Consider the following 25,371-nt stretch of genomic DNA (forward strand, 5'->3'; position numbering starts at 1 on the left):
TACTCGCCGATCGGCCCCGGACCCGGGCCGCGACCACATCCGGTCAGCGGCCCGACACCGGGTTCGGGGCTTCGCCGCGTCGTCGCGGCATCGCCGGGTTCAGGACGCCGCCCCACGGCGCCCCCGGGCTGCCTCGTCCGGGAGGTCCAGGCCCCCGGCGAAGGGCATCGTCCGCCACTGGTCGACGGCCGGTGTCAGGTAGTCCACCAACACGGGCAGTTGTGGTGCGAGCGTGAGGGTGGTGACGGCCCGCAGCATCCCCACGGCGTTCACGAAGGCCAGGACGTCCTTGTCCAACGCCCTCATACCATTGCGCCGTGCGCCGCGATCGTAGGCGGATTCGAGCTCTGGTCCGAGAGCGGCCAGGTCCCACTCGACAGGGCCCAACGTGACCAGCTCGAAGTCGGAGTAGAGGTCCCCGGCCACCCCGGAGAAGATGTTCGCGGGCGGGGAGTCGCCGTGGACGGGCTGGAGGTCGATGCCCGGGAACGCCTGCTCGAACGCCGTTCGTGAGCGTACGAGGGGTTCGAGGACCGCCCACTCGCGGCGTGCGCGATCCAGGTCGGTCGGATCGATGAGGTCGGGGCGTTCTCCGAGCAGGGCGAGGTCAGCGGCGAGGGACTGCGGCTCGGCCGCGGACAGGAACGACAGCCGGCCCGGGTAGCCGCGCATCGCGGCGTGCAGGTCGGCGACGATCTCGGCGTTCGCCGCGTAGTCGGGCTCCTTGCCCCGGTCCTCCTCGACGAACTCCCAGAACGTCATCGAGTGCCCGTCGCGCTGGACGGGTTCCCGTGGCACGAGAGGGCTGGGAGGGATCACGGGGGTTCCCCGGTCCGCCAGCCACCGTGCCACGTCCAGTTCCGCGCGCTGGCGGTGGGCGACGGAGTCGAGGCCCGACGCGTGCGGCAGGACGACGGGAATCCGGGCCACGACCGGGGAGGGGGCGAGGTGGACGACGACGGAGAACAGGTCGTGGAGCACCGTCGCGTCGGTCACGGTGAGTCCGAGGTCGCGGCCCGCCCCGACAGCCGCGTCGACGGCGGCGGAAGCGCGGCGGGCGGTCTGTTGGGGAGTCATGAAATCGTTCACGGCTCGATCATTCCAGCTTCCGGGGCGGGGACGGCCGTCGTCACGCGGTGCGCAGGTGCGGTCCAGGGACTCCGCCTGCTGGTCGTGGGCGGGTGCCGGTGGCTCATGGGCACTCGAACATCGCCCGCACGGTCAGGGGTCCTCCGCCCGCACCCTCCCAGTCCCACCGGACCCCGCCAGGCGAATTGGCGGGGCCCGGTCCCATGTTCTCCTCGGTCAGGCTGTTCCGTGCGGCGACCGGGGGTTCTAGGGCGTGTTCCGTGGATGCTTTCGGTTGATTCGGCGCTTGCGCCGATCGCCGCGAGCGGCCTCCAGGCAATCTCTCGCAAGACGAGTAGCGCAGGTCAGCCCGGGTCTGGCTGTCCAAGCGTGGTCGGCGCAGCGAGAGGCAGCCTGGCGGTTGCGAGCCCGGAATGATCCGCGGAACACGGCCTAGGACCCCTCGGTGTCCGCACCGAAACCGTGCCGGGCCAGGACCGATCCCCGGTCGAGCCGGACCACGAACTGCGCCGCGACCCACAGGCCCGACCACAGGGCTCCCGCCATCAGCAGCGTCTCCACCGCCTTGGGCACCAACCCCATCGTGTACTCCATGCCCCACGGGTCCACACCCGCGACCAGTGCGCCCGCCACCGCCAGTGGAGTACACGCTCCCACCACGGCCGCGAGCGCCACCAGGCCCCAGGCGAACCTGCGCACCGTGAACCAGCGCCCGGTTGCGTCGTCACGGGCCCACATCCGGTAGCGGTAGGGGACACGCGCGCCGAACAGCCGGTACCCGGCCCACACCCACAGCGGCGGCCTCTCTCCCACACGGGTGCGCACACCCGCCAGGGCGAGCCCCCGCAGTTCGGCGGGGTCCACCTCGACCGCGCCGGGCCTGCGCAGTTCCAGTGCGGTGGCCACGATCTCCTCGCCGCGGCTCTCGCGGTAGTGGCGCGGGTACCAGCGCAGCGCCCGCCTCAACTGCTGTTCGTAAGCGTCCATCGGTCACATTCCTCCCGGCTGGGGACGGAGGCCCGGGTTGAGCAGGCGGTGAGCGATCTCGGCGAGCCTGGCCATGCGCTCGGTCTCGGCGACCAGGGTCGCATGCCCCTCACCGGTGAGCCTGTAGTAGCGGCGGTTGCGCCCGTTGACCACCTCCTCGCCCGAGGCCTCGACCAACCCCTGGCCGGCCAGGCGGTCCAGGGCCCCGTACAGGGTGCCCGCACCGAGGCTGACCCTGTTCTCCGACAGTCCGCGCACCGAGGTGATGATGCCGTATCCGTGCAACGGCCCCTCGGCCAACGCCAGCAGGACGAGATAGCTCTGCTCTCTCAACTTCATACACGGATATATATCACTAGACGACATATCCAGTCCAGGGCCATATCTTGGTGGGCGCCGTCCATCTCTCGACGCGAGCCCCCGCCAACAGGACGAACGAGGTCGACAACACCTGGCACCCAAGCTGGCCCTGCCCGCTCACACCCCCGGAATCCCGATTGTCGGAAGTGGGAAACCGAGGAGTGGGACAGTTTCGGAATTCCTCGGACAGCGGGCCCGCGGCCGTGGCACCCTGCGCAGTGCCATACCGGAAACAACCGCAAGGACCTGCGTGAACAACGAATCCGAGAACGACCCCCTGGCGGAGGCCGCGCGCACCGAGAGCGCGAGTGCGCACACCAATGACAGCGACCTCGCCCCCGAGGACGCTGTTCGGCGGCGGTGGCCGTACCGGGACCTCCCCCCGTGGATCGGGCCCAGCGAGGGCTGACCGGCCCGCGGTGGATCCTTCCACCGCGCAGCCCGGTCCGGGCACGGAAAGGGCCCCGGGCAACGACCACTGGAACTCGGTCTCGTTGCCCGGGGCCCGTCGTCGTCTGCGGGCCCTCTCCCGTCCGGCCGGGAAACTCACGCCGCCCCGGCTGGCGCCGCCCGGCCGTTCCCCGCGTCGCGCAGGCTCGGCCCGTCGAGGTCGGCGCCGGCCTCCGTCAGGGTTTGGAAAGCGGCCCGACCACTGGTCAGTGGAAGAACCCGGCGACGCCCCGTCCGACCGCGACAGCGGACCTGCACCAGTCCATGCACGACTCGGCTGCCTCAAGGACAGAGGAATCCAGGGCGGCCCTGCGCTCGCCGGTGACGGCCTCCCACTGTTCGAGGGCCTTCTGGCACTCGGCGAGGCTCCACTCGCCGTAGCACGGCAAAAAGTCGGGTGCCGGAACCGGTGAGGGCGCCCGGCCGTAGCCGAACTCCGCGACGCCGACAGCGGTCACGCCCAACTCGGACAGTCCCTCGTCCACCGTCTCCAGCCATCCGGCCCTCATCGGGGAGAAGTCGCCGTTGTGCAGGGCACGGCCGTGGAACTCGCAGATCCACTTGTAGGCGTAGCCGTACACGGCTCCGTGCCGCTCGTCGAAGGGGCCACCCTCGATGACCGCGCGGATCGCGTCGCGGATGGAGGGACCGTCGGTGTGGTCGAACTGGGAGTCGAAGTGCGCCAGGTGCTGTTTGAACCGGCCGCCGATCATCCGGCGCAGCTTGTCGTCCTTCGACCCGATGGAGCTGTGCAGTGTGTCGAGGTCGACCACATATGTCATCAGGGCGTAACTCATGGCGAAAACGCTATCGGCGGCCGACGACATCGGAGGGTCGCCGCCGACCGAGTTGTGCCCGCCGCCGCGCCCTGGCCGTGCCGTCGGTTTTGACGGGGTGAAGGCCTCCCCACCCGCCACGGCCGGACCACCGGGCAAGGTCCCCGACGCCGGACGCCACCCCTTCGCCACCGGGCACCTCGACCTGGGAGGGTACCTACCGGAGATTGCCCCGCTCATCGCCGGTTTCCTCGACCGCACCCGGGGCGCTGGTGCGAGGACCACCGGCAGGAGGGATACGGCAGCGGTTCCTCGATGGCCCCGGCCGGATGCGGTCACGGGCCCCGGCGCAAACGGGACCGAGGTACTTTCCTTCGTCCACGCGGGGACGTATCCCTGGGGTTCATGAGCAACGGCAGAAAGATCTCCTGGGACGGGTTCCACAACACGCGGGACCTCGGCGGGCTCCCCACCCGCCACGGCCGGACCACCAGGACCGGCGCCTTCATCCGCTCCGCCGACCTGCGCTTCGTCACCGCCCAGGGTTGGGACCCCGCCTACGCGGCCGGGGTGCGCACCGTCCTGGACCTGCGCAACGAGGACGAGATCAGGCCCGCCCCCGGGAGGGGCCTGGCCGGTCCTGGGGGATCGGCTGTGCTCCCCGCCACCGTGGCCGGGGTGTCCCCACCACCGGGGACGGCCCGCCTGGAAGTGCCCCTGGACGGTGTCGAGGACGTGGAGTTCTGGGAGCAGGTCGCCCGCCGCGGGCTGGACGGAACCCCCCTGTACTTCCAGCCCTTCCTCGAACGCAAGGCCGAGCGGTGCGCCGCCGTGTTCACCGCTCTGGCCCAGGCCGGGCCCGGTGGGATCCTGTTCCACTGCGGGGCGGGACGGGACCGTACCGGGCTGATCTCCCTGCTGCTCCTGGCCCTGGCCGGGGTCGAGGAGGACGCGATCGCCGAGGACTACGCGCTCTCGACCGTCGAACTCGCCCCCCTCTTCGCCGTGATGGGAGAGCAGGACCAGGGGCCGATGATCGCCTCGTTGATGGCCGGGCACGGGTTGACCCCGCACGAAAGCGTGCTCGGCGTCCTGCGGGAGTTGGACGCGCGGACCTGCCTCCTGGACGCGGGGGTCGGGGCGGACGACCTCGAACGGGTCCGGGCCCGGCTCCTGAGCTGACCGAACGCGCGGGGCCGTACACGACGGGGCCGTCGAAGGGCTGGTGGGTGGCGGCATGGGCGGTGCGGTACTCGTTCAGGAGGCGGGCGCCCGCCTCGGTGCACAGTGCGGCGGCGGTGTGGGTGGAGGGCGACCAGGGCGTGTGCTCACCCCTCCGGGTGAGACGGAACCCTCCGACACACCACGCTCCGGACAGGCGCTGGAAAACCCGTAGCTCTCCACGCGGTTCCCCCCGTAACGTGCTGCTCGCCGGGCCGGATCGAGATCCCGGAGGGGACTGTCACAGCTCTTCCGGATCCGGACGAGAAACACGAAGAGCCCGCAGCGCCGACGACAGGATTTCTGTCGCTCGCGGGCCGGGAGTTTCTCGAGAGCGGCCACGAAAGAAGCACCCGCAGCCGACCGGGAGGAAAGATGTCAAGCGCCCAGGTCCGGGGCACGAGCGCCCGTAACCTCGACGGCGAGGAGCAGGCGTGACCGCGGATACGAGCCGGCTGCCGCCCCCGGCGACGCGGTGGGTGACTCCCGCCCTGGTCCGATACTCCTTCTCCGTGGCACCGGGCGTGGCCGCCCTGACCACGGTGCTGGCCGTCCTCGCCGGCGCGGCCCCGGTCGGCATCACCATCGGGATCGGCGGGTTGGTGGACGGGCTCACCTCGGCCATCGGCCAGGGGCTGGACACCCCGGCGGCGCGGGAGTGCTACCGCTGGGTCGCCCTCATCGTCATGCTGTTCTTCCTCACTCATATCGCCGAGTCGGCACGGACGGCTCTGGGACGGGCCCTTGGCCGCCGGGTCACCGGCCGGCTGAGCGAGCGCGTGATGATGGCCGCCTCGGAGCCGGCGACCATCGGCCACCTTGAGGATCCGGCCTACCTGCACCGGCTCGGGCGGGCGCGGGGCAACGGGACCATCGACATGCCGCCCGGGGAAGCGGTCTTCGGCTTCTCGACCAAGGCCTCGTTGTGGGTGACCGGCGTCGGCTCCGCGGCTTTGCTCGCCCAGGTCACCTGGGGGCTGGGGCTCATCGTCTTCGCCATCTTCGTTGTGCTCCACCTCCAGCTGGTCCGCAACTACCGGATCGCTGTCATCGAGACCGTGAACCAGACGAAGAAGCTCCGCCGTACGTCCTACTTGCGGGATGTGCCGACCACGCCGGGCGCGGCCCGGGAGGTGCGCCTCTTCGGTCTCACGGCCTTCTTCCGCGACGCCTACCACTCGGAGTGGCGCGCGAACATGACGGAGGTCTGGCGGCGGCGGCGTGAGCATCGCTTGTTCGTCGTCGTGGTCGTCCTCGTCACCGGCGTCACGGTCGCCTCGGTTCTCTACTACCTGGCCTACCGGGCCGCCACCGGAGGCACGACGGTGGGCGACCTGGCGCTCGGTGGCCTTGCCCTCCGGGCTCTTCTCCAGGTGCTCCGGGCTGACGAGGACGACCTGCGCACCAGCTTCGGCTCGAAGGCGGCCGCCGAGGCGTTCGCCTTTCCGGTCGTGGCGTCGCCGGGCGGGCCGGGCACCGCTCCCTGGGCGGCACCGGTCGCGAACGTCTCCTGTGAGGATCTGCGCTTCCGATACGGCGGCGCCGCGGACGAGGTGCTGCACGGCATCGACCTCGAGATTCCCGCGGGTCAGTCGCTCGCCGTCGTCGGTCTCAACGGGGCCGGCAAGACGACGCTGGCCCGGCTCCTCGCCGGCCTGGACGCTCCGAGCGGGGGTTGCGTGCGCGTCGGTGAGATCCCGGTCGAGGACGCCAACCGCCGGAACTGGCAGCGTCAGGTCGTTGCCGTCTTCCAGGACTTCGGCCGCTATGAGCTGACCGTGCGGGACAACATCGCCTTCGGTTCCCTGGCTCATACGGACGACGAGGAGGGTCTGCGGGCCGTGGCACGGCAGGCCGGACTGCTGAAGTTCATCGAGGGACTTCCGAAAGGCTGGGACACGGTGATGTCCAGTGGGTACACGGGCGGGGTCGACGCGTCGGGTGGCGAGTGGCAACGCATCGCCATCGCCCGGGCGCTGTTCGGCCTGCGGCACGGCGCACGGCTCCTGATCATGGACGAGCCGGCCGCGAGCCTTGACGCTCGCGCCGAGGCCCAGCTCTACGACACCTTCCACGAGCTCACCGCAGGGGCCACGACCGTCGCGATCTCCCATCGGTTCGCGACCGTGCGCAAGGCGGAGCGGGTGGTCGTGCTCGATCAGGGCCGGATCGTCGAGGACGGCACGCACGAGGATCTGATCAGCGCGAACGGCCGGTACGCCGAGCTGTTCCGCCTGCAGGCGAAGCGCTTCGAGGAGGCACCGTCGTGATCAGCGCCCTGCGCTTCGTCCTCACGACCGGACCCCGCATCGACCGGTTCCGTTCCCTGATCGTGGTGGCGGTGGCGATTCTCGAACAGGCCACCGGGATCGGCCTCGCAGTGGCGATCGGACTGTTCAGCGAGGTGGCGAGTGGGCACTCGACCAGCGGCCTGGTGGTACTCGCGCTGTGTGCGGCGGTCTTCGTCATGCTCACCCAGGGCACCTTCATCGCCGGCTACTTCACCCGCCTGCGCCTGCAGGAGGAGATCCAGAACGAGGTCGAGCGCCAGTTCGTCGACCTGGTCGGCACGACGCCGACGTTGGAGGTCCACGAGCGTTCGAGCCGCTCCGACAAGGCGGCGGTGGTCCGCGGTGCGCGGGGTGAGATCGGGCCGGGCTTCGACCGGCTGATGTGGCTGGCCGGAGCCGCGCTGGCCCTGATCACCTCGGCCGTCCTGATGGCCTCGGTGGTTCCCGTCCTGGCAGTACTGCCGCTTTTCGCCATCCCCGCGGTGCTGGCCACCCAAGTGGCGGACAAGAAGCGCGGTCGGGCCGTGGAGCGTGCCACGCCCCGGACCCGGCTGGCCGGTCATCTGTTCACGCTCGCCACGACGGCCGCACCCGGCCGCGAGACCCGCCTCTTCGGGCTGGCGGGCGAGCTGCGTCGCAGGCACCGCGAGGAGTGGGACTCCGCAGGCCAGGACATCGCCCGGACCGATCAACTGACCCGGGTACCGGTCGCGCTGGCCTGGCTGCTCTTCGTGCTGGCGTACGCGACCGCCGTCGTGCTGATGGTGCGGGCCGGCCTGGCCGGTGATGCCTCGCTCGGCCTCATCGTCGCAGCCGTCGCCGTCAGCAGCCAGATCACCGGCCAGGTGCAGAGCCTGCTGAACTTGTCCTTCTGGACGCTGGAGTCGCTTCGGGCAACCCGGGCGTTCCTGGACGTGGTGGAGGACGGCACCGCGGAGCGGACGGCCGTCGTGCCGGCCACGCCGGTGGCAGTGCCCGCCCGGCTGGACGGCAGTATCAAGGTGGAAGGTCTCGGCTTCCAGTACTGGAATCGCGATCAGCCCGCTCTGAGCGACATCGACATCGAGCTCCCGGCCGGCGCCGTGGTGGCCCTGGTCGGCGAGAACGGCGCGGGGAAGTCGACGTTCGTCAAGATGCTCAGCGGTCTCTACCGGCCCGACAAGGGGCGCATCCTGGTGGACGGAACCGATCTCGCGCAGTTCGCCCCGGAGGCGTGGCGCGCCCGGATCACGGCGGCCTTCCAGGACCCGGTACACATCGAGATGTCCCTGCAGGACACGATCGGGCTGGGCCGGCTCAAGCATCGCGACGACCCGGAGCGGATCCTCAAGGCGCTGCGCACGGCCGGCGGCGACAAGCTCCTCGCTTCGCTGCCAGAGGGCCTGCACACCCGGCTCGGGCGGAAATCGTGGGACGGCAAGGGACTGTCCGGCGGCCAGTGGCAGACGGTCGCCAACGCCCGGGCGGCCATGCGGCAGGCGCCGCTGCTGCGGATCCTGGACGAGCCCACCGCCAGCCTCGACGCACGGGCCGAGGAGTGGCTGTTCCAGCAGTACGCCGACCTGAGCCGCCAGGAGGGCGGCGTGACCGTCCTCGTCACGCACCGCTTCACGACCGCCCGGGCGGCTGATCTCATCGTGGTTCTGGACGGCGGCCGTCTCGTCGAAACCGGCACCCACGACACGCTGAGCCAGGCCGACGGGCTCTACGCCGAGCTGTTCCGCCTCCAGGCCCGGTACTTCGTCTGACCGGATGCGCTGGACCTGTGGTGACAAAGGAGGCGGCTGTCCATGTTGCCCGGGCAATGGCAGCCGGCTGCCGAGGGAAACGGTGAGCAGGAGGGCCCGGACGCCTCTGCTGATGCGTCCGGCCGCTGGCCTCCCCGCTGTGCAGCGCATTGCCGTCTTCGCCGAGTTCGACAGTCTCCGCCTGTCCCGGGCAGCGAAAGCCAGGGGCAGACGGAGCCGTGTCCCCGCGAAGGGCCCCGTGGGGACACGGCTCCGGGGTCAGGGAGCTCAGGCCTGGGGGCGCACGCCCGCAACGCCGTCGTCGATGACGAACCGGGCCCGGTCGGTGACGGGCGCGCCCGGCTCGGACACGTAGTCGACGGTCCGGTAGTCGACCGTCCACTCGGTGGGGGTCACGACGTTGCGGACGTAGCCGCGCCTGCGGTTGATGAACTTGATGTGCGGGTTCTCCCGCAGCTGCACCGCGTCGCCCGGGTTCTGCTCGGCCCCGTCGCCGCCGCTGGTGAACGAGGTGCCCACCAGCTCCGTGGCGACCGTCGCCGACCCCGGGTCGTCGAAGTCCGCCTTCACGTCGCACACGTAATTGGCGTGCACGTCGCCGGTGAGCACCACCGGGTTGCGCACCCGGGCGAGCGCGTCCCGAACGGTGTCCCGCTCGACCTGGTAGTTGTCCCAGGCATCGTCGCTGAACCTGGTGGCCGCACCGTCCTCGAAGTCGCGTTGGGAGAAGAACACCTGCTGCGCCAGCACGTTCCAGCGCGCCCGTGAGGAGGAGAGCCCGTCGAGCAGCCACCGCTTCTGCTCCGCGCCCAGGAGGGTGCGCGAGGGGTCGCCCCGCTCGGAGTCCTCCACCTGCACGTCCCGGTACTGGCGGGTGTCGAGCAGGTGCATGTCCACGAGGTTGCCGAAGGCCAGCCGCCGGTACAGGTGCATGTCCGGTCCGGCGGGGAGCTGGGAACGGCGCAGCGGCATGTGCTCGTAGTAGGCCTTGAGCGCGTCGGCCCGGCGCTGGAGGAACTCCTCCGAGGGCTCGCCCTCGTACGGGGTTTCGTCGGCCCAGTTGTTCTCCAGCTCGTGGTCGTCGAAGACCACCGCCCACGGGAACGCGGCGTGGGCCGCCTGGAGACCCTCGTCGGTCTTGTACTGGGCGTGCCGGACGCGGTACTCGGCCAGGGACTGGACCTCGCGGGCGGGAACGTGGGGGCGGCCGACGCTGCCCGCCTCCCCGGTCTCGTAGATGTAGTCGCCCAGGAACGCGACCAGGTCCAGGTCCTCCTGCGCCAGGTGCGCCTGGGCGGTGTAGTGGCCGTTGGTGTAGCTCTGGCAGCTGGCGAAGGCGAACGCGAACCGGTCCACCCGCGCCCCGGGCGCGGGGGTGGTCTTCGTCCGGCCGACGGGGCTGATCTCGGTGCCGTGCCGGAACCTGTAGTAGTAGGGGGTCGCGGGCCGCAGACCCTGGACCTCCACGTGCACGGCGTGGGCTCCGCGGGGGCCGGTCTCGACGATGCCGGAGCTGGTGATCCGCCCGAAGTCCTCGTCCCTGGAGACCTGCCACTCGACCTCCACGCGACGGTCGGGCATACCGCCGAGGCCGTTCTCGGCCAGGGGGTCGGGGGCCAGCCGGGTCCACAGAACGACGCCGTTGTGGCGGGGTTCTCCGGAGGCGACGCCGAGAGTGAAGGGGTCCACCACCCGCCCCGGTCGGGCGGCGGTGTCGGCGCGGGCGGCGGGCGCCCAGGACGAGGTGAGGGCGACGGCCCCCAGAGTGGCCGCGCCACCCACCAGGAGCTGGCGGCGGGTGGTGCGCGCGGCTTCGCCGGCGAGGGAGGCGGCGGGCGCGGTGAGCGCCTGAGCCTTGGGCGGGGACACCGGGGTGACGAGGACGGGGGATGGGGCGGGGGCGGTGGTGCGGGGGATTCCCGGCATGCGCGGTCTCCTGGGGTTCGTGGAGCGCTCGCCCCCGGCCGGGGGCGAGCGGGGACCGTGCTCTATCCGGCCACGGAAAGCGGAACCTGCCAACCACCGCACGGTGAACGTTGAGCCCACATGGGTGACCGGAAGGTGACGCACAGCTCCGAGATCTACGTGCCCGGGGCGAACACCGCTGCCACGGCCCGGATCCCCCGGCTTGCGTATGGTTCGCGTCATCGAACTGTAAAGCAGACGCTTTTCCGAGAGCAATTCCCGCATTTCCCACGCAAAAAGCCAAAAACCCCAAAGTGCAATTTCGTGCACTTCTCCGTCCCGTTGCGCCTGACCCGGTTCTACCGCGCGGTGCTTCCCGCGCCTCCGCCCCACGCGCCCGGCAGCTCGGCACGCGACGACACCACCGGCCGAGAGGCGGGGCCGCACCACGCCGGAACGGGGCAGAACGGAAAACAGGTTGCGCGGAATCCGTGACGGGGCCAGGATCGGACCGTCAACCGAAAGTCGCAGAGAGGAAAAACGGTATGCGCCGGTCCTACGGAGTTTTCGAGCCCATCATCCGGACACGAATTCCCGAGGACATTTCCGCTCTTGTCATCCATTCCAGCCACACTGAACATCGGTATCGTCGCGCATGTCGACGCCGGTAAGACCAGCCTCACCGAGCGCCTGCTCTTCGACGCGGGCGCCGTCGGCCGACTCGGCAGCGTCGACGCCGGGGACACCCGCACCGACTGCGGGCGCATCGAACGCGAGCGCGGCATCACCGTGCGCACGGCGGTCGCGTCCTTGCGGGCCGGACCCGTCCAGGTCAACCTCATCGACACCCCCGGCCACACCGACTTCGTGGCCGAGGTCGAACGCGCCCTGTCCGTGCTCGACGGCGCGGTCCTGGTCCTGTCGGCGGTCGAGGGCGTCCAGGCCCACACCCGCGTCCTGATGCGCGTCCTGCGCGAGGCGGGGCTGCCCGTGGCGCTGTTCGTCAACAAGACCGACCGTCGGGGCGCGCGCCCCGACGGGGTGCTCGCGGACGTCCGGCGGCTGCTCTCCCCGGACGCGGTCGCGCTCAACCGGGTCTGCGGCGCGGGCACGCCCGGCGCGCGCACCCTGCCCCTGGACCGGGACGACCCGGCCGTCGCCACGGGGATCGCCGAGGCACTGGCGGCACACGACGAAGCGCTGCTGGCACGCCTGGTCGACGGCCTTCCGGCACCGACCGGGGCCGAACTGGACGGGCTGCTGGCGGCACGGGTGTCGGAAGGGCTGGTGTACCCCGTGCTGTTCGGCTCGGCCATCACCGGTGAGGGCGCACCCGAACTGGTGCGCGCACTCACCGCCCTGTTCCCCCTCAACACCCCGGGGCCGGCAGACACCGACCAGGAGCCTCGGGGCACGGTGTTCGCGATCGAGCGCTCGGCCTCCGGTGAGAAGACCGGGTACGTGCGGCTGCGGTCCGGCCGCCTCGCCGACCGCGACCACGTCGTACTCCACCGCGACTCCTGCGGTGAATCCGACGACCGTGCCACCGCCCACCGGGGCCGCCTCACCCGGCTGGAGGTGGTGGGCGCCGAGTCCGACCGGGGGCGCGTCCTGACGGCGGGCCACATCGGCCGCGTCCGGGGGCTGCCCGGCCTGCGCGTGGGCGACCGGTTCGGACCGCCCCCGGCCGGAGGTCCCGGTCCGCGTTTCGCCCGCCCCTCCCTGGAGGCGCTCGCTCGACCGCAGGACGGTCGCGACGGGCCCCGCCTGCACACCGCCCTGGTGGCGCTCGCCGAGCAGGACCCTCTGATCAGCGTGCGCACCGTACCGGGGGAGGGGGTCTCGGTCCTGCTGTACGGGGAGGTGCAGAAGGAGGTCGTGGCCGCGACCCTGGCCGACGACTTCGGTGTGCGGGCGGTGTTCGACCGCAGCACCATCGTGCACGTCGAGCGCCCGAACGGTGTCGGCGAGGCGGTCGAAACAGTCGGCTCCCAGCCCCCGGACGGGTTCGCCGCCACGGTGGGCCTGCGGGTGGAGCCGGGGGAGGAGGGCAGCGGCGTGACCTTCCGCCGGGAGGTGGAGCTGGGCGCCCTACTGCCGTCGTTCGACCGCGCCGTGGCGGAGACCGTCCACGAGACCCTGGCCCAGGGCCTGTACGGGTGGCAGGTCACCGACTGCGTGGTGACCCTGGTCCGCAGCGGGTTCGTGGCTCCGGTCAGCACGGCGCGGGACTTTCGCTGTCTGACCCCGATGGTGCTCATGCGGGCGCTGCACCGTGCGGGCACCCGGGTGATGGAGCCCGTGCACGCTTTCGAACTGGAGGTCCCCGCCGACGCGTTGAGCGCGGTCCTGGCTGCCCTGGGAGCTGCGGGCGGCCACGTGCACGCGTCCCGGCCGGGACGCGACGTGTGGTCGCTGACGGGGGAGCTGCCCGCGCGCGCGGTCCACGGGTTCCGGTCGGCGCTGCCCGGCCTGACGCGGGGCGAGGGCCTCCTGGTGAGCCGCCATGCCCGGGTGCGGCCCGTGGCCGGCAGGCCTCCGCGCCGGGCCCGTACCGACGGCAACCCTCTGAACAGGCAGGAGTACCTGATCCACCTGGGGCGGTCCGGTCCGGGAGGTCGGACCCCGCCGGGTCGGTAGCACCGCCCCCTGAGCCAGGACACGGTCGGGGACCTGTCCGGGTGGACCTCGTGGCGCGACGGCAGGACCCCGCCAACCGGCGGCGCGTCCTGGTGTCGCCGTCCGAGACGTACCAGGAACTCGTGTGCGCGTTCGCGAGCCGAGGCGCACAGCCCCTGCCGGGGGCGTTCGCGCGGCTCTGGCCCGCCGCGCGGGAGGGGCACGCCGCCGTGCCCCGTGTCCTGTGCTCCCCTCCACCGGATCCGGCGGAGGGGAGCACGGAGCAACGTGCGGAGGACGCACAAGCACTGGCCCGTACCGGCACCGAGCGCCTATCCTGGGGCCATGCGCAAGCGACATTAAGTCCCAGACAGGTCTTCGGTCCGAGCACGCGGACCACCGGGCGACCACGTCCCCGGTGTCCTCTTCCGCTCGACCGAAAGACTTCCATGAGCACCCTGCCAACACGCGCCCACGGCGCGCGCCCGTCCCGCCTGACCCGGCCCCTGTACGCCTACGCGGTGTTCGAGGAGTTCGTCCTCCTCTACCCGCTGTACGCGATCCTCTTCGACCAGACCGGGCTGACGGTCGCCCAGATCAGCTCACTGTTCGTGATCTGGTCCCTGACCTCCATGGTCGCGTCCGTACCCGCCGGGGCCTGGGCCGACGTGGTGCCCCGCCGCTACCTGCTGGCCGCCGCACCGCTGTTCGCCGCCGCGGGCTTCTCCCTGTGGCTGCTCCTTCCCGGATACTGGGCGTTCGCGCTCGGCTTCGTCCTGTGGGGCGCCGGCGGCGCCCTGTCCTCCGGGGCCTTCGAGGCCCTGGTCTACACCGAACTCGGCCACCGGGGCGCGACCGACCGCTACGCCCGGGTCATGGGCGTGGCCCGCGCCCTGGGGGTCGCCGCCGTCGGCGCCTCCACGCTGCTGGCGATCCCCGTCATGGCCCACGGCGGCTACGCGGCGGTCGGGGCGGCGAGCGTGGCGGCGTGCGTGCTGTGCGCCCTGGCCGCACTGGCTCTGCCCGAACACCGGGGCGCCCCCGGCGGCGACGAACCCGGCGACGAGCCCGTCGGCTACCTCGCCACCCTGCGCGAGGGATTGTCCGAGGCGCGCGCGAGCCGCAGGGTGCGCGGCGCGATCGTGCTCGTCGTCGTGGTCACCGCGTTCTGGGGGATGTTGGAGGAGTACGTCCCCCTGCTCGCGGACGAGGCCGGGGTCCCCACCGCCACCATCCCCTTCGTGGTGCTGGTGGTGTGGATCTTCATCACCCTCGGCGGTCTGCTCGCCGGGCCCGCCTCCCGGCTTCCGGTACGCGTCTTCGCCGCCCTGCTGGGCCTGGCGGCGTTCGCCGTCGCGGCCGGTGCCCTGCTCGACGGCCTGCCCGGCTGGGTGCTGATCGGAGCCGGCTTCGGCGTCTGCCAGAGCGCGAGCGTGGTCGCCGACGCCCGGCTCCAGGAACGCATCAGCGGCCGCAGCCGCGCCACGGTCACCTCGCTGGCCGGGCTCGGCACCGACGCGTTCACCGGCATCTCCTACCTGCTGTACGCGGCGGTCTTCGCCCTGACGGGCCATGCCCTCGCCTTCGTCCTCTTCGCCGCCCCCTACCTGGTGGTCGCCCTCGTCCTGGGTCAAAGCCGGGGCAGGAGCGTGCCGCCCACCGGCCCAGAGAACACGGACCGGCGCACCTCGAAGACCCGACCCGCGGGCCACCTCCCCGATCAGGAGGGGACCCGGTGAGAGGGGTGGCGGACAAGGCCGAACCCAGCGGGGCCCCGGTGCGTCTCCTCCTGTAGCCGGGCGCTCCGCGGCCCGGCCCGTGGCGGGCGGAGCCGCCCCCCACGGCGCCCCGTGCCCGAGGACGGCGGGCACGGCGCACGGCGGGCCGCAGGTGCCGAGGGGCCACCTGCGGCCCGCTCCGGCCGAAGCAGGGCGGGCCCCGTCCCGGCGACCGCGACCCGGGGCGGCCTCCGGGCCCGGACCGGCGCGAACGCCCGCCTCGTCGGCACCGTCGGCAGGCCGCACGCGCCTCCTCCGGACCCTCCCGGTGAAACGGCGCCTTGCGCCGATGAATAGCATCGGTTCTTGTGGCACACGAGACGACGAACACCGCCAACAGTGACGCCCCGGACACCGCCTCCGTGCGCGGGATCGACGTGAGTTACACCGATCGCGGAGCCGGATACCCGATCCTCTTCATCCACGGCCACCCCTTCGACCGCACGATGTGGGAGCCGCAGGTCAGAGCTTTCGCCGGGCGCGGGTACAGGGTGATCGTCCCGGACCTGCGCGGCTACGGCCGCAGCAGTGTCGTCCCCGGGACCACCTCCCTGGGCGTGTTCGCCCGCGACCTGGCCGCCCTCCTGGACCACCTGGGCCTGGATGTGGTGGGCGTGGTGGGGCTGTCGATGGGGGGGCAGGTCGCCCTGGAGCTGTACCGGCTCTTCCCGGACCGGGTCGACTCACTGACCCTGGCCGCCACCAACCCGCGCGCCGAGACCGACGAGGGCCGGGCGTGCCGCGTCGCGATGGCGGAGCGGCTGCGCAAGGAGGGGATGCGGGGGTACACCGACGAGATGCTGGTCGGCATGATGACCGCCGACAACGTGCGCGACCTGCCCGACGTGGCCGACCACGTGCGCGCCATGATGTACGCCGCCCCGCCCGAGGGGGCTGCGGCCGCGCAGCGCGGACGCGCGCAGCGCCCCGACTACGTCCCCCTGCTCCGGCGCGTCTCGGCGCCGACCCTGCTCGTGGGGGGCCGCCAGGACGGGTTCACCCCGCCGGACTTCACCGAGTCCATGCACGTGCTGGTCCCCGACTCCGTGGTGGAGATCATCGAGGGCGCCGGGCACCTGCCCAACCTGGAACGTCCCGACCGCTTCAACGAGGTGCTGCGCAGGTTCCTGGACCGCTGCCGCACCCGCGTCTGAGCGGTGCCCGGGAGGAGGGGCCGAGGGCTCCGCCTCCCGGAAAGGGCGCAGGGAGGACGACGCTGCGCCGGGAGTGTTCACGTCGCGGACGGGGCTCAGCCGGCCAGAAAGGGGTAGTCGGTGTAGCCGGTGGCGCCTCCCACGTACATCAGGAACGCGTCGCGCACGGCGTTGACCGGCGCCCCCGTGCGGATGCGTTCGGTCAGGTCGGGGTTGGCCAGGAAGGGCCGTCCCAGGGAGACCAGGTCGGCTCCGGCCTCCAGCATCCGCTCGCCGAGGGCCCGCCCGCCGTCGGCGGGGATGCGGTCGGCGGGAAGGACCGGGTTGCCGATGAGGGTGCGCGACCAGCGGTCGCGGATCTCCTTCCAGATCCGGCTGTCGGGGTCGGCGAAGGCCACGTGCAGGTAGGCCGGGCCAAGTGCGTCCAGGCGCCCGGTCAGCTCGGGGTACAGGGAGGCGACGTCGTCGGCGGTCTCGGTGATGCCGTTGGTGGCGCGGCCGGGGGAGACGCGCACCCCGACCCGGTCCGGGCCGATCTCGGCGACGACGGCCCCGACGACCTCCAGGACGAAGCGCATACGCCCCTGGGGGGTGCGTCCGTAGGCGTCCTGGCGCACGTTGGTGTTGGGTGCCAGGAACTGGTGGAGGAGGTAGCCGTTGGCGGCGTGGACCTCCACGCCGAGGAACCCGGCGTCCACGGCGCGGCGGGCGGTGGCGGCGAAGTCCGCGACGGTGCGGTCGATCTCGTCCTGGTCCATCTCACGGGGGGTCACGGCCGGCCGGCGCCCGCCGGAGGTGTGGATGGAGTCGGGCAGGGCCACGGGTGAGGGCGCCACCGGCGTCAGCCCGCTGGTGTCGGGGTGGCCGACGCGGCCTCCGTGCTGGATCTGGAGGAACATGCGGCCGCCCGCCTCCTCCACGCGGCGGGTGACCGTGCGCCAGCCCTCGACGTGCTCGGGGCGGTACAGGGCGGCGATGTTCGGATAGGTCTGGCCGACGGCGCTCGGGGTGGAGGCCTCGGCGATGATGAGGCCGGCCGAGGCGCGCTGGGCGTAGTACTCCGCCATCAGCGCGCCCGCGGTCCCCGACGGCTCCGCCCGGTTGCGGGTCATCGGGGCGATCACGAGGCGGTTGGGCAGGTCGATGCCGGCAAGGCGTGCGGGCGCGAGCAGCGGCGAGGTTCCGAATGCGGTGTCCATGGGGATACCGTAGAAGTTGACACCAATGTCAACTTCAAGTGCGGAGAGTGTGAGGTAGCCCATGCGGATCGGTGAGCTGGCCCGGCGCAGCGGGGTGAGCACGAGATCCCTGCGCTACTACGAGCAGCAGGGCCTGTTGTCGTCGGAGCGCACGCCCGGCGGCCAGCGGGAGTACGGCGAGACCGCGCAGGACCGGGTGGTGCGCATCCAGGAGCTGTACGCGGCGGGGTTGTGCAGTGCCAAGATCGCGACACTGCTGCCGTGCATGCGCGACGCCGACGGCGGCCCGGCCGAACCCGGCAGCTCCCTGGTGGTGGACCTGATGGTGGAGCGCGACCGCATCGACCGGATGATCGGGGACCTGCAACGCTCACGCGGGCTGCTCGACGACGTCATCAAGGCCGCCTCCGCCGAACCGGTGGCGACGTAGGGCGGGCCCCGTGCGTGGCCCCGGACCGGCGCTCCCGGCCGGACCGGCGGCCCCGGGCCGAAAAGAGCCCGGCCGCGGCCCGGGGGCCGCGGCCGGCTCGAAAGGGCGTCAGTCCGCCCGTTCGACGGGCAGCCACAGCTCCCCCTCGGCATCCGCGGGGTCCTGCCCGTACTCCACCCGCAGGATCTCCGGCCCCTCCGCGATCCGGTAGGACGGGTGGGACGGGAACCAGTGCGCGAACGCGTCCGCCCACATCCGCTGCAACGACTCCGGGAAACTTCCCGAGGAGCCCGAGAACGGGAAGACCACCCAGGTCCCGGCGGGCACCTCCAGGACCTCCATTCCCTCCGGCACGGCGGCGGACGTGGCCGCCGCCCGGTAGTAGTCCAGCTCGCTGCCCTCCTGCCTTGAGGGGTCGATGTTCGCGGTCACCGACAGGACCCCGCGCGGCTCCTGGTCGGACAGCCGTCCCATCTCCTCCAGCGCGGCTCGGCCCAGCCCCCTCGTGAACGCGGCGATGGCCGGGTTGGGCCCCTCGTGTACGAGAGGGACCCTGGCCCTGTGCCCCACGAGGCGGAACGCCTCCTTCTCCACGATCCGGTAACGCATGGTGGTGCTCCCTTCGACGGTCAGGCGGAACGTCATCCGCGGTTGGGAGGCGAGGACCGCGCCGCTCCTGCGGGCCTGGCCCGGGCCCACGCCGTGCATGGCGCGGAACGCCCGTGCGAACGCCTCGGCCGACCCGTAACCGTGGCGGACCGCGATGTCGAGCAGGGCGGCGTCGCCGTGGATCACCTCGGCGCCCGCCAGCGTCAGCCTGCGCCGCCGCGCGTACTCCGACAGGGACATCCCCGCCAGCGCCGAGAACAGCCGGCGCAGGTGGTGTTCGGAGGTCAGCGCGTCCCGCGCCATCCCCGCCACGTCCACCGGCGACCCGGGGTCCTCCTCGACCCGTTCCAGGGCCCGGTTCAACCTGTCCAGCACGGCCCCTCCTCCCTCGCGCCTTCTTCTGACACCTCCGACGTTAGGGACGCTGCCCCCTCCCGCGCCCGACACTTCACGCGCCTCTCCTGTCGGGTGGCCGCCGTTCCGTTCCGGGGCAATGCAAGGGAATCCTTCGGCAAGGAGCGTGTCGCCCTCGACGTGGCGTACGTACGGTTAGCACCACTGGCCCCAGGATGGCCCGCAGACCGACCCCGAGAAGGAGGTGGGCGGGGCGGGGGTGACCACGCCCCGCGGATACATGGACATGGGTTTTCTGCGACCTCTGTACGAGAGCGGCGCTCCGGTGGCTTCGGTTCACATGGACACCAGCCGCGACACCACCGACGCCGACAAGAAGATCGAACTGCGCTGGCGGCACCTGCGTGAGGAGCTCGCCGCGCTGGGCACCGACGAGGCCACCCTGGACGTCCTGGAAGAGGCCGTCGGAGAGGGGTCGTCCCGTTCCTACGGCGACCACGGCCAGGCCCTCTTCGCCTCCGAGGGGAGCCTCCTGGGAGCGCACACCCTGAGCGAGGCCCCCGTCCAGGACCGGGCGTCGTACCTTCCCGTCCCGGACGTGCTCCCCCTGGCCGTGGACCGGGGCCGACGCCTGCCCTATGTGCTGGTGGCCCTGGACCGGGTCAACGCCAAGGTCACGGCCTACGCCTCCCACCCCACCGAGGAGCCTGTGCTGGAGGCCGACTCCACCGGCGAGTCCCTGCGCAACATCGACGGCCTGGGCGGACGCGGCGGTCGCGGCCAGCGCAACAACCCCGGTGGCCCGGGCGCCGACTCGCACGCCGCCCAGGAGCTGTGGCGGGAGAACACCGCGAAGGTCGCCGAGTACGTGCGGTCGGCCGCGCGCAAGGTCGGCGCCGAACTGATCATCGTCGGCGGTGACGAGGAGGCCATCGCCTACCTGCGCGACAACCTGGGGCCTCGCCAGCTCACCACCCCGATCCGGGTGGTCCCGGGCGGGCGCGGGGGCACCGACGCCGAGGAGCGGCTGCACAAGGCCGCCGAGGACGCCCTGCGCGAGTTCGTGGTGGAAAGGCACGACGCGTTCCTGGACGACTACCAGCGCAAGCTCGCCCACGACCAGGCGGTGCGCGGGACCGCGCCCATCCTCCCGATGCTGTCGGAGGCCAGGGTGGAGACCCTGCTCTTGGGCGCGGAGCGCGACGGTGAGCCCGAACTGTGGGGGTCGTTCAACGAGCCGCTGCTCGTGGGCAGCGGCCCCAAGGGCCTGGACGACCCGAACGCGGCGTTTCGGGCCCCGGCCAGTGCGCTCATGCTGCGTTCGGCGGTGATGGCGGACGCGGCGTTCACCGAACTCCTCGACCACGGCCGCACCAGTGCCGAGAGCGGGGCCACCCTGCGCTTCCCGAAGCAGTAGGCGGCCTCCGCGCAGAGCCGTCCGCGTCCCTCGGGGGGTGCGGGCGGCTCCGTCGTTGCCGGGGACCCGTACCTGGGAGCACGACCGCCGGTCAGGGGCCGGGGGTGGTCATCCCCAGCAGGGCCAGGAGTTCGGCTTCGGTGACCAGGTCGATGCGCTGGCCGCGCTCGCGGTAGGTCTCGGCCTGGCGGTGCTTGGAGGTCTTGCCGGTGCCGTCGTGGCCGCCGAGGACGAGCACGTCGGTCTTGCGGGTGACGTTCTTGGCGGGACGCGCGCCCGCCTCGGCCACGCGCCGCCACACCTCGGGCTTGTCCATGGAGGCCAGGTCTCCGGAGACGCACACGGTACGCCCGTACAGGGGCCCTGCGGGGTCGGCGTTGGGGGAGGGCTCGGGGAGCGGGGTCTGGGCGACCCGCTGCCACCTGCTGAAACGGTCCTCCCCCGAAGCGGGGAAGGGTGCGGCCGTGGTGCGGGCCGGGGCGGACGGGCCCACCGCCACGGGCAGGGCCTCCTGGACCGGGAGGGCGCGGGCCGCCTCCATCCGTCGCAGGTCCAGACGGGCGGCACGGGCCAGGTCGGCGAGGGAGGACGTGCCGTAGCGGGTCATGGCCGCGATCATGATGCTCGCGGCGGCCTCCGCGTCGGCGTCGGCCCGGTGGTGATGGGTCACCAGGTGGCCGATGTGGGCGCACACGGTGGGCAGCTTGTGGTCTGGCAGGTCCGTCCAGGTGCGCCGAGACAGCGCCAGGGTGCACGTGTACTCCCACGCCGGGTGGGCCAGCCCGGTGTGCTCGCAGGCCTGGCGCAGTACGCCCATGTCGAAGGCGGCGTTGTGCGCCACCAGCGGGTCCCCGTCGGCGAACTCCACGATGCGGGCGTGCGCCTCGGGCCAGGCGGGGGCGTCGGCGACGTCGGCGGGGGTGATGCCGTGCACGGCGATGTTGTGCCGGGAGAAGAAGTCCACCTGCCGGGGTGGCCGGATGAGGGTGGTGAACCGGTCCACGACCGCGCCGTCACGGACGCGCACCAGGCCGACCGCGCACGCGCTGCCGCGGTCGTGGTTGGCGGTCTCGAAGTCGATCGCGGTCCAGGTGTGGGACACCACGTGCCTCCTGCAACGTACGGGGAACGGGTCGAGGTTACCCGCGCCGAGGCCCCGCCGGGGACCGAACGCCCACCCCGGCCGGTACCGCCGGGCCTGTGGGCCCGCCCGGCCCCGGCGGGGCCGGGCGGTGGGAGGCGGTGGGCGCACTCAGGCGGCCCCGTCCCACAGGTCGGTGCTGTGCGCCCCGACCAGCGCGCCCACGCGTTCCAGGACCTCTCCCGCCGGTAGCGGGTCCAGGCGCCGACCGTCGCGCAGGCGCAGGGCCACACGACCGTCGACGGCCTCCTTCGCCCCGATGACCGCTTGGTAGGGCACGAGCCGGGCCGCGCGGATCCGTGCCCCCAGGCTGCCCCTGCCGGGGCCGCTGACCCGCGCCCTCAGGTCCAGTCCGGCGCACCTGCGGGCGAACTCCTCGGCGTGGGACACCTGGTCCCCGCTGATCGGCAGGACCTCCAGCTGGGTCGGGGCGAGCCAGGCGGGGAACGCGCCTCCGTGCTGTTCGATCAGGTGGGCCACCGCCCGCTCCACGCTGCCGACGATGCTGCGGTGGACCATGACCGGACGGTGCCCGGCGCCGTCCGCGCCCACGTAGCGCAGGTCGAACCGCTCGGGCTGGTGGAAGTCGACCTGGACGGTGGACAGGGTGGACTCCCGTCCCGCCCCGTCGGTGACCTGGACGTCGATCTTGGGCCCGTAGAAGGCGGCCTCCCCCTCGGCCGCCTCGTAGGGCAGTCCCGCACGGTCCAGGACGTCGGTGAGCAGGGCGGTGGAGCGCCGCCACAGGTCGGGGGAGTCGACGTACTTGCCGCCCGGACCGGGCAGGGAGAGCCGGTACCGGGCCGGGACGATCCCCAGCGCCCGGTAGGCCCCGCTGATCAGCTCCAATGCCGCGCCGGCCTCCTCGGCGACCTGGTCCAGGGTGCAGAAGACGTGCGCGTCGTTGAGCTGGATGGCGCGGACACGGGTGAGTCCGCCGAGCACGCCCGAGGGCTCGGACCTGTACATGCCGCCCAGCTCGGCCATGCGCAGGGGGAGCTCCCGGTGGCTGCGGGAGCGGGACCTGAAGATCAGCGCGTGGTGAGGGCACAGACTCGGCCGCAGGACCATCTGCCCAGAGCCGTCCCGGCCGGGCCCCTCCGCCCCCGGGTCCATGGGCGGGAACATGTCGCCGCGGTAGTGGGACCAGTGCCCGGAGATCTCGTACAGCTCCCGTTTGGCCAGTACGGGGGAGTAAACGTGCTGGTAGCCCGCCCGCCTCTCGGCGGTGCGGATGTACTCCTCCAGCGCGTGCCGGACGACCGCGCCGTCCGGGAGCCAGTAGGGGAGGCCCGCGCCGATCAGCGGGTCGGTGCCGAACAGCTCCAGCTCACGGCCGAGCCTGCGGTGGTCGTACATGGCGGTCTCCTCGCGTGGGTGGAGCGAGTGACCGTACGGCGAAGCCCCGGGGCACTCGCCCCGGGGCTTCGAACAAGACAGATGTCAGCGCGCCGGGACACTCTCCGGCGTCGTCGTCATGGCAGCGCGCTTCATGGGGCCGAGGTTAGCAGACTCCTCACGGGCGGGCCGGGGCTTTGGGGAGGGCGGTGGGAGGCGGGTCAGGGCACGCCGTGCGGTGTCCCCCTGATGCCGGGAGAGCCCCGCCGGGGCGGCGTTCCCCAGGTCCCGTCGGCTTCCGGACTTCCGCGGCGGTGACCGGTCACCCGGTGGTGAGAGGCCCGCCGACGGCGCGCCAGTCCACGAGGCCGCGGCTCATGTTGACCGCGTCGAAGCCGTACTCCACCAGTAGGTTCGCCGCACCGGCGGACCGGAGACCGCCGGTGCAGAAGGTGATGAGCAGACGGTCCTCGGGAAACTCCAGGCAGCGTTCGGGCAGTTCCTCCAGGGGCACGTGCACGGCGCCCGGGATGTGCGCCCGCTTCCATTCGAACTCGCGGCGCACGTCGACGACCAGCGCGCCTTCTTCGATGAGGCGGACCGCCTCGGCTGCGGTGACGGCCGGTGGTCGTCGCAGGTAGTGCCGCAGGCTCATGCGCTCCGCGCCTCCCGTCGCACGTTGACCATCGTGAGGGGACCGCTCAGCAGGGGCAGGAGCGCGCCGACGCGGGTCCGCACCGTCAGGCCGCGGCCCAGGAGTGCGGTGACGGCGACGGCCAGGTAGAGCGCGCCATGGGTCGGGCCGAGGAGTCCCGTGAGCGTGTCGTGGTGCACGGTGGCGAGGTTCACCAGCAGTACGAGGACGCTGAGGAGTTCGAGGGCCGAGAGCACGGACAGCGTGCGCAGCAGTGCGTTCATGAGTAGCTCGATCCGGGGCGCACGATCATGAGCACGACGACGGCCGCCCACAGCAGGTTGAAGACGCCGACCACCATGGCCAGGCGTCGCAGCTGGGCACCGTCGTCGGGGACGGCGAGAGCCTCCCGCTGGCGCGGCGTGATCTGCAGGGCGAGCAGGGCGCCCGCGACGGCGGTGAGCACCATCGCGACGACGACCCAGACCTCGGTCGTGCGGCCCTGCACGAGGGCGAGCATGAGGCCGACGGCGGGGACCACGATCGCCAGGAGGCCGTAGACGCGGGTGATGCGGTGCAGCAGGCGGGCGGTGTCGGGGCTCCGCTCGACCCGCTGTGGGCCCGCGGGCGCGGCGGTCACCGGCGCGTACCGGGGAAAGAGGCTGGTGCTCACGGCGACGGGGCCGACGAAGAGGATGCCCGCCACGACATGGACGGACAGCAGTAGGGCTTCCATGACCTTCAGCCTAACTGAAGGTCAGTCGGTGCCCGACACCACCCGTGCCATGTGGGCGCGCAGCGCCTCGGTCAGCTCGGGGTGCTGCGCGGCGAACTCCGCGTCGAGGCGGGCCACCACCTCGGCCGCCCGGGCCAGCAGCGCCTCGCCCTCGGCCGTGACCCTCAGGCTCGACGCGGCCCCCGCGTGCGCGGTCCCGTCGTCGACCAGACCCGCCCCCACGAACGCCGCCACCGCGGTGTGCGCGCTCTGCACGGTGATGCGTGAGCGCCGGGCGAGCTCACTGAACGAGATGCCCGGGGTACCGCGCACGTGCCCCAGCAGGCCGTACTTGCGGATGGTCAACCCGAGGGGCTTCAGGGCCGCGTTGAAAGCGGACTCCCACACGCGGCCCACCGTGAGCAGCGTGACGGTGGGGCTGAAGGGAGGAAGCTCGGACATGGGGTCAGGCTACCCGCCCGAGGACCGGGGTTCGCGGGGGACGGCGGCCGCCATCGCTGCGCGGTTCCGGGTCATCCAGAGGGCGGGCTCGCCGTGCAGAAAACCCGTTTCGCGGGAAGGACCCGTTTGTTAGGGTCCGTTCCGTCCGTGCCCCGCAAGGCCCTCGACGAGGCACCCGCGAAGGCTTCCCCCTCGAACTCCGCGATCACCGTGTGGCCCACGGCGGTCCCGCCACCCGACCGGGAGGTCCTGACATGGCCAGCAGGTTCACCGAGCTCGCGATCGACTGCGCCGACCCCGGCGGGCTCGCCCGGTTCTGGTGCTCGGTCCTGGACTACGAGGTGCATGACGAGGACGAGGACCTCGTCACGATCGGCTCCCCTGCGGCGTCCGAGGGCGGCAACCGTCCCGGCCCGGTGCCACCGACGCTGACGTTCGCGCGCGTGCCCGAGGGCAAGACCGTCAAGAACAGGCTCCACATCGACGTCAGCCCCACCGACAGGGAGCAGGAACAGGAGGTCCGCCGCCTGCTCGCCCTGGGCGCTCGACGCGCCGACGTCGGCCAGGGCGAGGAGAGCTGGGTCGTACTCACCGACCCGGAGGGGAACGAGTTCTGCGTCCTGGCGGGCCGCCGCCCCTGACCGGAACCGCGCACCGGTTCCCCGCGAGTGGTGGGGGCCGGTGCGCCGGAACT

At 72.2% G+C, this 25,371-nt stretch carries 23 protein-coding genes; 10 read left to right on the top strand and 13 right to left on the bottom strand.

Going from position 1 to position 25,371, the window contains the following annotated elements; genetic code table 11:
• Positions 1–99: 99 nt before the first annotated feature.
• The 3 genes from ACFWTE_RS03050 to ACFWTE_RS03060 all read right to left on the bottom strand — a co-directional run bounded on the left by ACFWTE_RS03050 (position 100) and on the right by ACFWTE_RS03060 (position 2,415).
• Complete coding sequence (locus ACFWTE_RS03050) at positions 100–1,089, bottom strand: aminoglycoside phosphotransferase family protein (protein ID WP_378777417.1); 990 nt, start codon at positions 1,087–1,089, stop codon at positions 100–102.
• Between the two features lie 432 nt (positions 1,090–1,521).
• Positions 1,522–2,076: a hypothetical protein gene (locus ACFWTE_RS03055; RefSeq protein ID WP_378777419.1), complete on the bottom strand. Its 555-nt coding sequence runs from the start codon at positions 2,074–2,076 to the stop codon at positions 1,522–1,524.
• A gap of 3 nt (positions 2,077–2,079) precedes the next feature.
• Positions 2,080–2,415, bottom strand: coding sequence for a PadR family transcriptional regulator (locus tag ACFWTE_RS03060; protein WP_378777421.1), 336 nt, complete (start codon positions 2,413–2,415; stop codon positions 2,080–2,082).
• 271 nt (positions 2,416–2,686) lie between these two features.
• Between ACFWTE_RS03060 and ACFWTE_RS03065 the strand changes: the two genes are divergently transcribed.
• Positions 2,687–2,845 carry a hypothetical protein gene (locus ACFWTE_RS03065; RefSeq protein WP_378777423.1) on the top strand — a complete coding sequence of 53 codons (159 nt, stop codon included), beginning with the start codon at positions 2,687–2,689 and terminating at the stop codon, positions 2,843–2,845.
• A gap of 247 nt (positions 2,846–3,092) precedes the next feature.
• Here the strand turns inward: ACFWTE_RS03065 and ACFWTE_RS03070 are convergent, their stop codons facing one another.
• Complete coding sequence (locus tag ACFWTE_RS03070) at positions 3,093–3,683, bottom strand: hypothetical protein (protein WP_378777425.1); 591 nt, start codon at positions 3,681–3,683, stop codon at positions 3,093–3,095.
• A 384-nt stretch (positions 3,684–4,067) separates the two neighbouring features.
• Between ACFWTE_RS03070 and ACFWTE_RS03075 the strand changes: the two genes are divergently transcribed.
• The 3 genes from ACFWTE_RS03075 (at position 4,068) to ACFWTE_RS03085 (ending at position 8,922) form a co-directional block, all read left to right on the top strand.
• Positions 4,068–4,844: a tyrosine-protein phosphatase gene (locus ACFWTE_RS03075; RefSeq protein WP_378777427.1), complete on the top strand. Its 777-nt coding sequence runs from the start codon at positions 4,068–4,070 to the stop codon at positions 4,842–4,844.
• Positions 4,845–5,317: 473 nt separating this feature from the next.
• Positions 5,318–7,153, top strand: a complete 1,836-nt coding sequence (locus ACFWTE_RS03080) for an ABC transporter ATP-binding protein (RefSeq protein ID WP_378777429.1) — start codon at positions 5,318–5,320, stop codon at positions 7,151–7,153.
• Positions 7,150–8,922: an ABC transporter ATP-binding protein gene (locus ACFWTE_RS03085; RefSeq protein WP_378777431.1), complete on the top strand. Its 1,773-nt coding sequence runs from the start codon at positions 7,150–7,152 to the stop codon at positions 8,920–8,922. Before ACFWTE_RS03080 ends, ACFWTE_RS03085 begins: the two co-directional genes overlap by 4 nt.
• Before the next feature lie 267 nt (positions 8,923–9,189).
• Here ACFWTE_RS03085 and ACFWTE_RS03090 read toward each other — a convergent pair whose 3' ends face one another.
• Entirely contained in the window at positions 9,190–10,848 is a 1,659-nt protein-coding gene (locus ACFWTE_RS03090; protein ID WP_378777433.1) for an alkaline phosphatase D family protein, read from the bottom strand.
• Positions 10,849–11,439: 591 nt separating this feature from the next.
• Between ACFWTE_RS03090 and ACFWTE_RS03095 the strand changes: the two genes are divergently transcribed.
• The 3 genes from ACFWTE_RS03095 (at position 11,440) to ACFWTE_RS03105 (ending at position 16,378) form a co-directional block, all read left to right on the top strand.
• Positions 11,440–13,467, top strand: a complete 2,028-nt coding sequence (locus tag ACFWTE_RS03095) for a GTP-binding protein (RefSeq protein WP_378777435.1) — start codon at positions 11,440–11,442, stop codon at positions 13,465–13,467.
• Positions 13,468–13,895: 428 nt separating this feature from the next.
• The gene (locus ACFWTE_RS03100) at positions 13,896–15,185 is read left to right on the top strand and encodes an MFS transporter (protein ID WP_378777437.1); all 1,290 of its coding nucleotides are present in this window, start codon (positions 13,896–13,898) and stop codon (positions 15,183–15,185) included.
• 347 nt (positions 15,186–15,532) lie between these two features.
• Positions 15,533–16,378, top strand: coding sequence for an alpha/beta fold hydrolase (locus tag ACFWTE_RS03105; protein WP_378777438.1), 846 nt, complete (start codon positions 15,533–15,535; stop codon positions 16,376–16,378).
• A gap of 95 nt (positions 16,379–16,473) precedes the next feature.
• On the opposite strand, the gene ACFWTE_RS03110 is transcribed toward ACFWTE_RS03105, so the two are convergent.
• Positions 16,474–17,577 (bottom strand): alkene reductase, encoded by a 1,104-nt coding sequence (locus tag ACFWTE_RS03110; protein ID WP_378777440.1) that lies wholly within the window; start codon positions 17,575–17,577, stop codon positions 16,474–16,476.
• Between the two features lie 61 nt (positions 17,578–17,638).
• On the opposite strand from ACFWTE_RS03110, the gene ACFWTE_RS03115 reads away from it, so the two are divergent.
• Complete coding sequence (locus tag ACFWTE_RS03115; RefSeq protein ID WP_378777442.1) at positions 17,639–18,007, top strand: MerR family transcriptional regulator; 369 nt, start codon at positions 17,639–17,641, stop codon at positions 18,005–18,007.
• Positions 18,008–18,115: 108 nt separating this feature from the next.
• Here ACFWTE_RS03115 and ACFWTE_RS03120 read toward each other — a convergent pair whose 3' ends face one another.
• Complete coding sequence (locus tag ACFWTE_RS03120) at positions 18,116–18,991, bottom strand: GyrI-like domain-containing protein (RefSeq protein WP_378777444.1); 876 nt, start codon at positions 18,989–18,991, stop codon at positions 18,116–18,118.
• A 259-nt stretch (positions 18,992–19,250) separates the two neighbouring features.
• On the opposite strand from ACFWTE_RS03120, the gene ACFWTE_RS03125 reads away from it, so the two are divergent.
• Positions 19,251–20,387: a hypothetical protein gene (locus ACFWTE_RS03125; protein WP_378777561.1), complete on the top strand. Its 1,137-nt coding sequence runs from the start codon at positions 19,251–19,253 to the stop codon at positions 20,385–20,387.
• Between the two features lie 91 nt (positions 20,388–20,478).
• Here ACFWTE_RS03125 and ACFWTE_RS03130 read toward each other — a convergent pair whose 3' ends face one another.
• From ACFWTE_RS03130 to ACFWTE_RS03155, 6 genes are all read right to left on the bottom strand, one after another.
• Positions 20,479–21,489 carry an exonuclease domain-containing protein gene (locus tag ACFWTE_RS03130; protein ID WP_378777446.1) on the bottom strand — a complete coding sequence of 337 codons (1,011 nt, stop codon included), beginning with the start codon at positions 21,487–21,489 and terminating at the stop codon, positions 20,479–20,481.
• A 150-nt stretch (positions 21,490–21,639) separates the two neighbouring features.
• On the bottom strand, positions 21,640–22,968 hold the full coding sequence (thrS, locus tag ACFWTE_RS03135; protein ID WP_378777563.1) for a threonine--tRNA ligase: 1,329 nt from the start codon (positions 22,966–22,968) through the stop codon (positions 21,640–21,642).
• Positions 22,969–23,188: 220 nt separating this feature from the next.
• Positions 23,189–23,521, bottom strand: a complete 333-nt coding sequence (locus ACFWTE_RS03140) for a rhodanese-like domain-containing protein (protein WP_378777448.1) — start codon at positions 23,519–23,521, stop codon at positions 23,189–23,191.
• Complete coding sequence (locus ACFWTE_RS03145) at positions 23,518–23,784, bottom strand: hypothetical protein (RefSeq protein ID WP_378777450.1); 267 nt, start codon at positions 23,782–23,784, stop codon at positions 23,518–23,520. Before ACFWTE_RS03145 ends, ACFWTE_RS03140 begins: the two co-directional genes overlap by 4 nt.
• Positions 23,781–24,236 carry a hypothetical protein gene (locus tag ACFWTE_RS03150; protein ID WP_378777452.1) on the bottom strand — a complete coding sequence of 152 codons (456 nt, stop codon included), beginning with the start codon at positions 24,234–24,236 and terminating at the stop codon, positions 23,781–23,783. The genes ACFWTE_RS03145 and ACFWTE_RS03150 overlap by 4 nt, the downstream gene beginning before the upstream one ends.
• A 21-nt stretch (positions 24,237–24,257) precedes the next feature.
• A complete protein-coding gene (locus ACFWTE_RS03155; RefSeq protein ID WP_378777454.1) occupies positions 24,258–24,677 on the bottom strand; it encodes a MarR family winged helix-turn-helix transcriptional regulator in 420 nt (139 codons plus the stop codon).
• A gap of 254 nt (positions 24,678–24,931) precedes the next feature.
• Here ACFWTE_RS03155 and ACFWTE_RS03160 point away from each other — a divergent pair, with 254 nt between their 5' ends.
• Complete coding sequence (locus ACFWTE_RS03160) at positions 24,932–25,318, top strand: VOC family protein (protein WP_378777456.1); 387 nt, start codon at positions 24,932–24,934, stop codon at positions 25,316–25,318.
• Positions 25,319–25,371 lie beyond the last annotated feature (53 nt).

The sequence above is a fragment of the Nocardiopsis sp. NPDC058631 genome (assembly GCF_042716955.1).
In the GTDB taxonomy this organism is placed as follows: domain Bacteria; phylum Actinomycetota; class Actinomycetes; order Streptosporangiales; family Streptosporangiaceae; genus Nocardiopsis.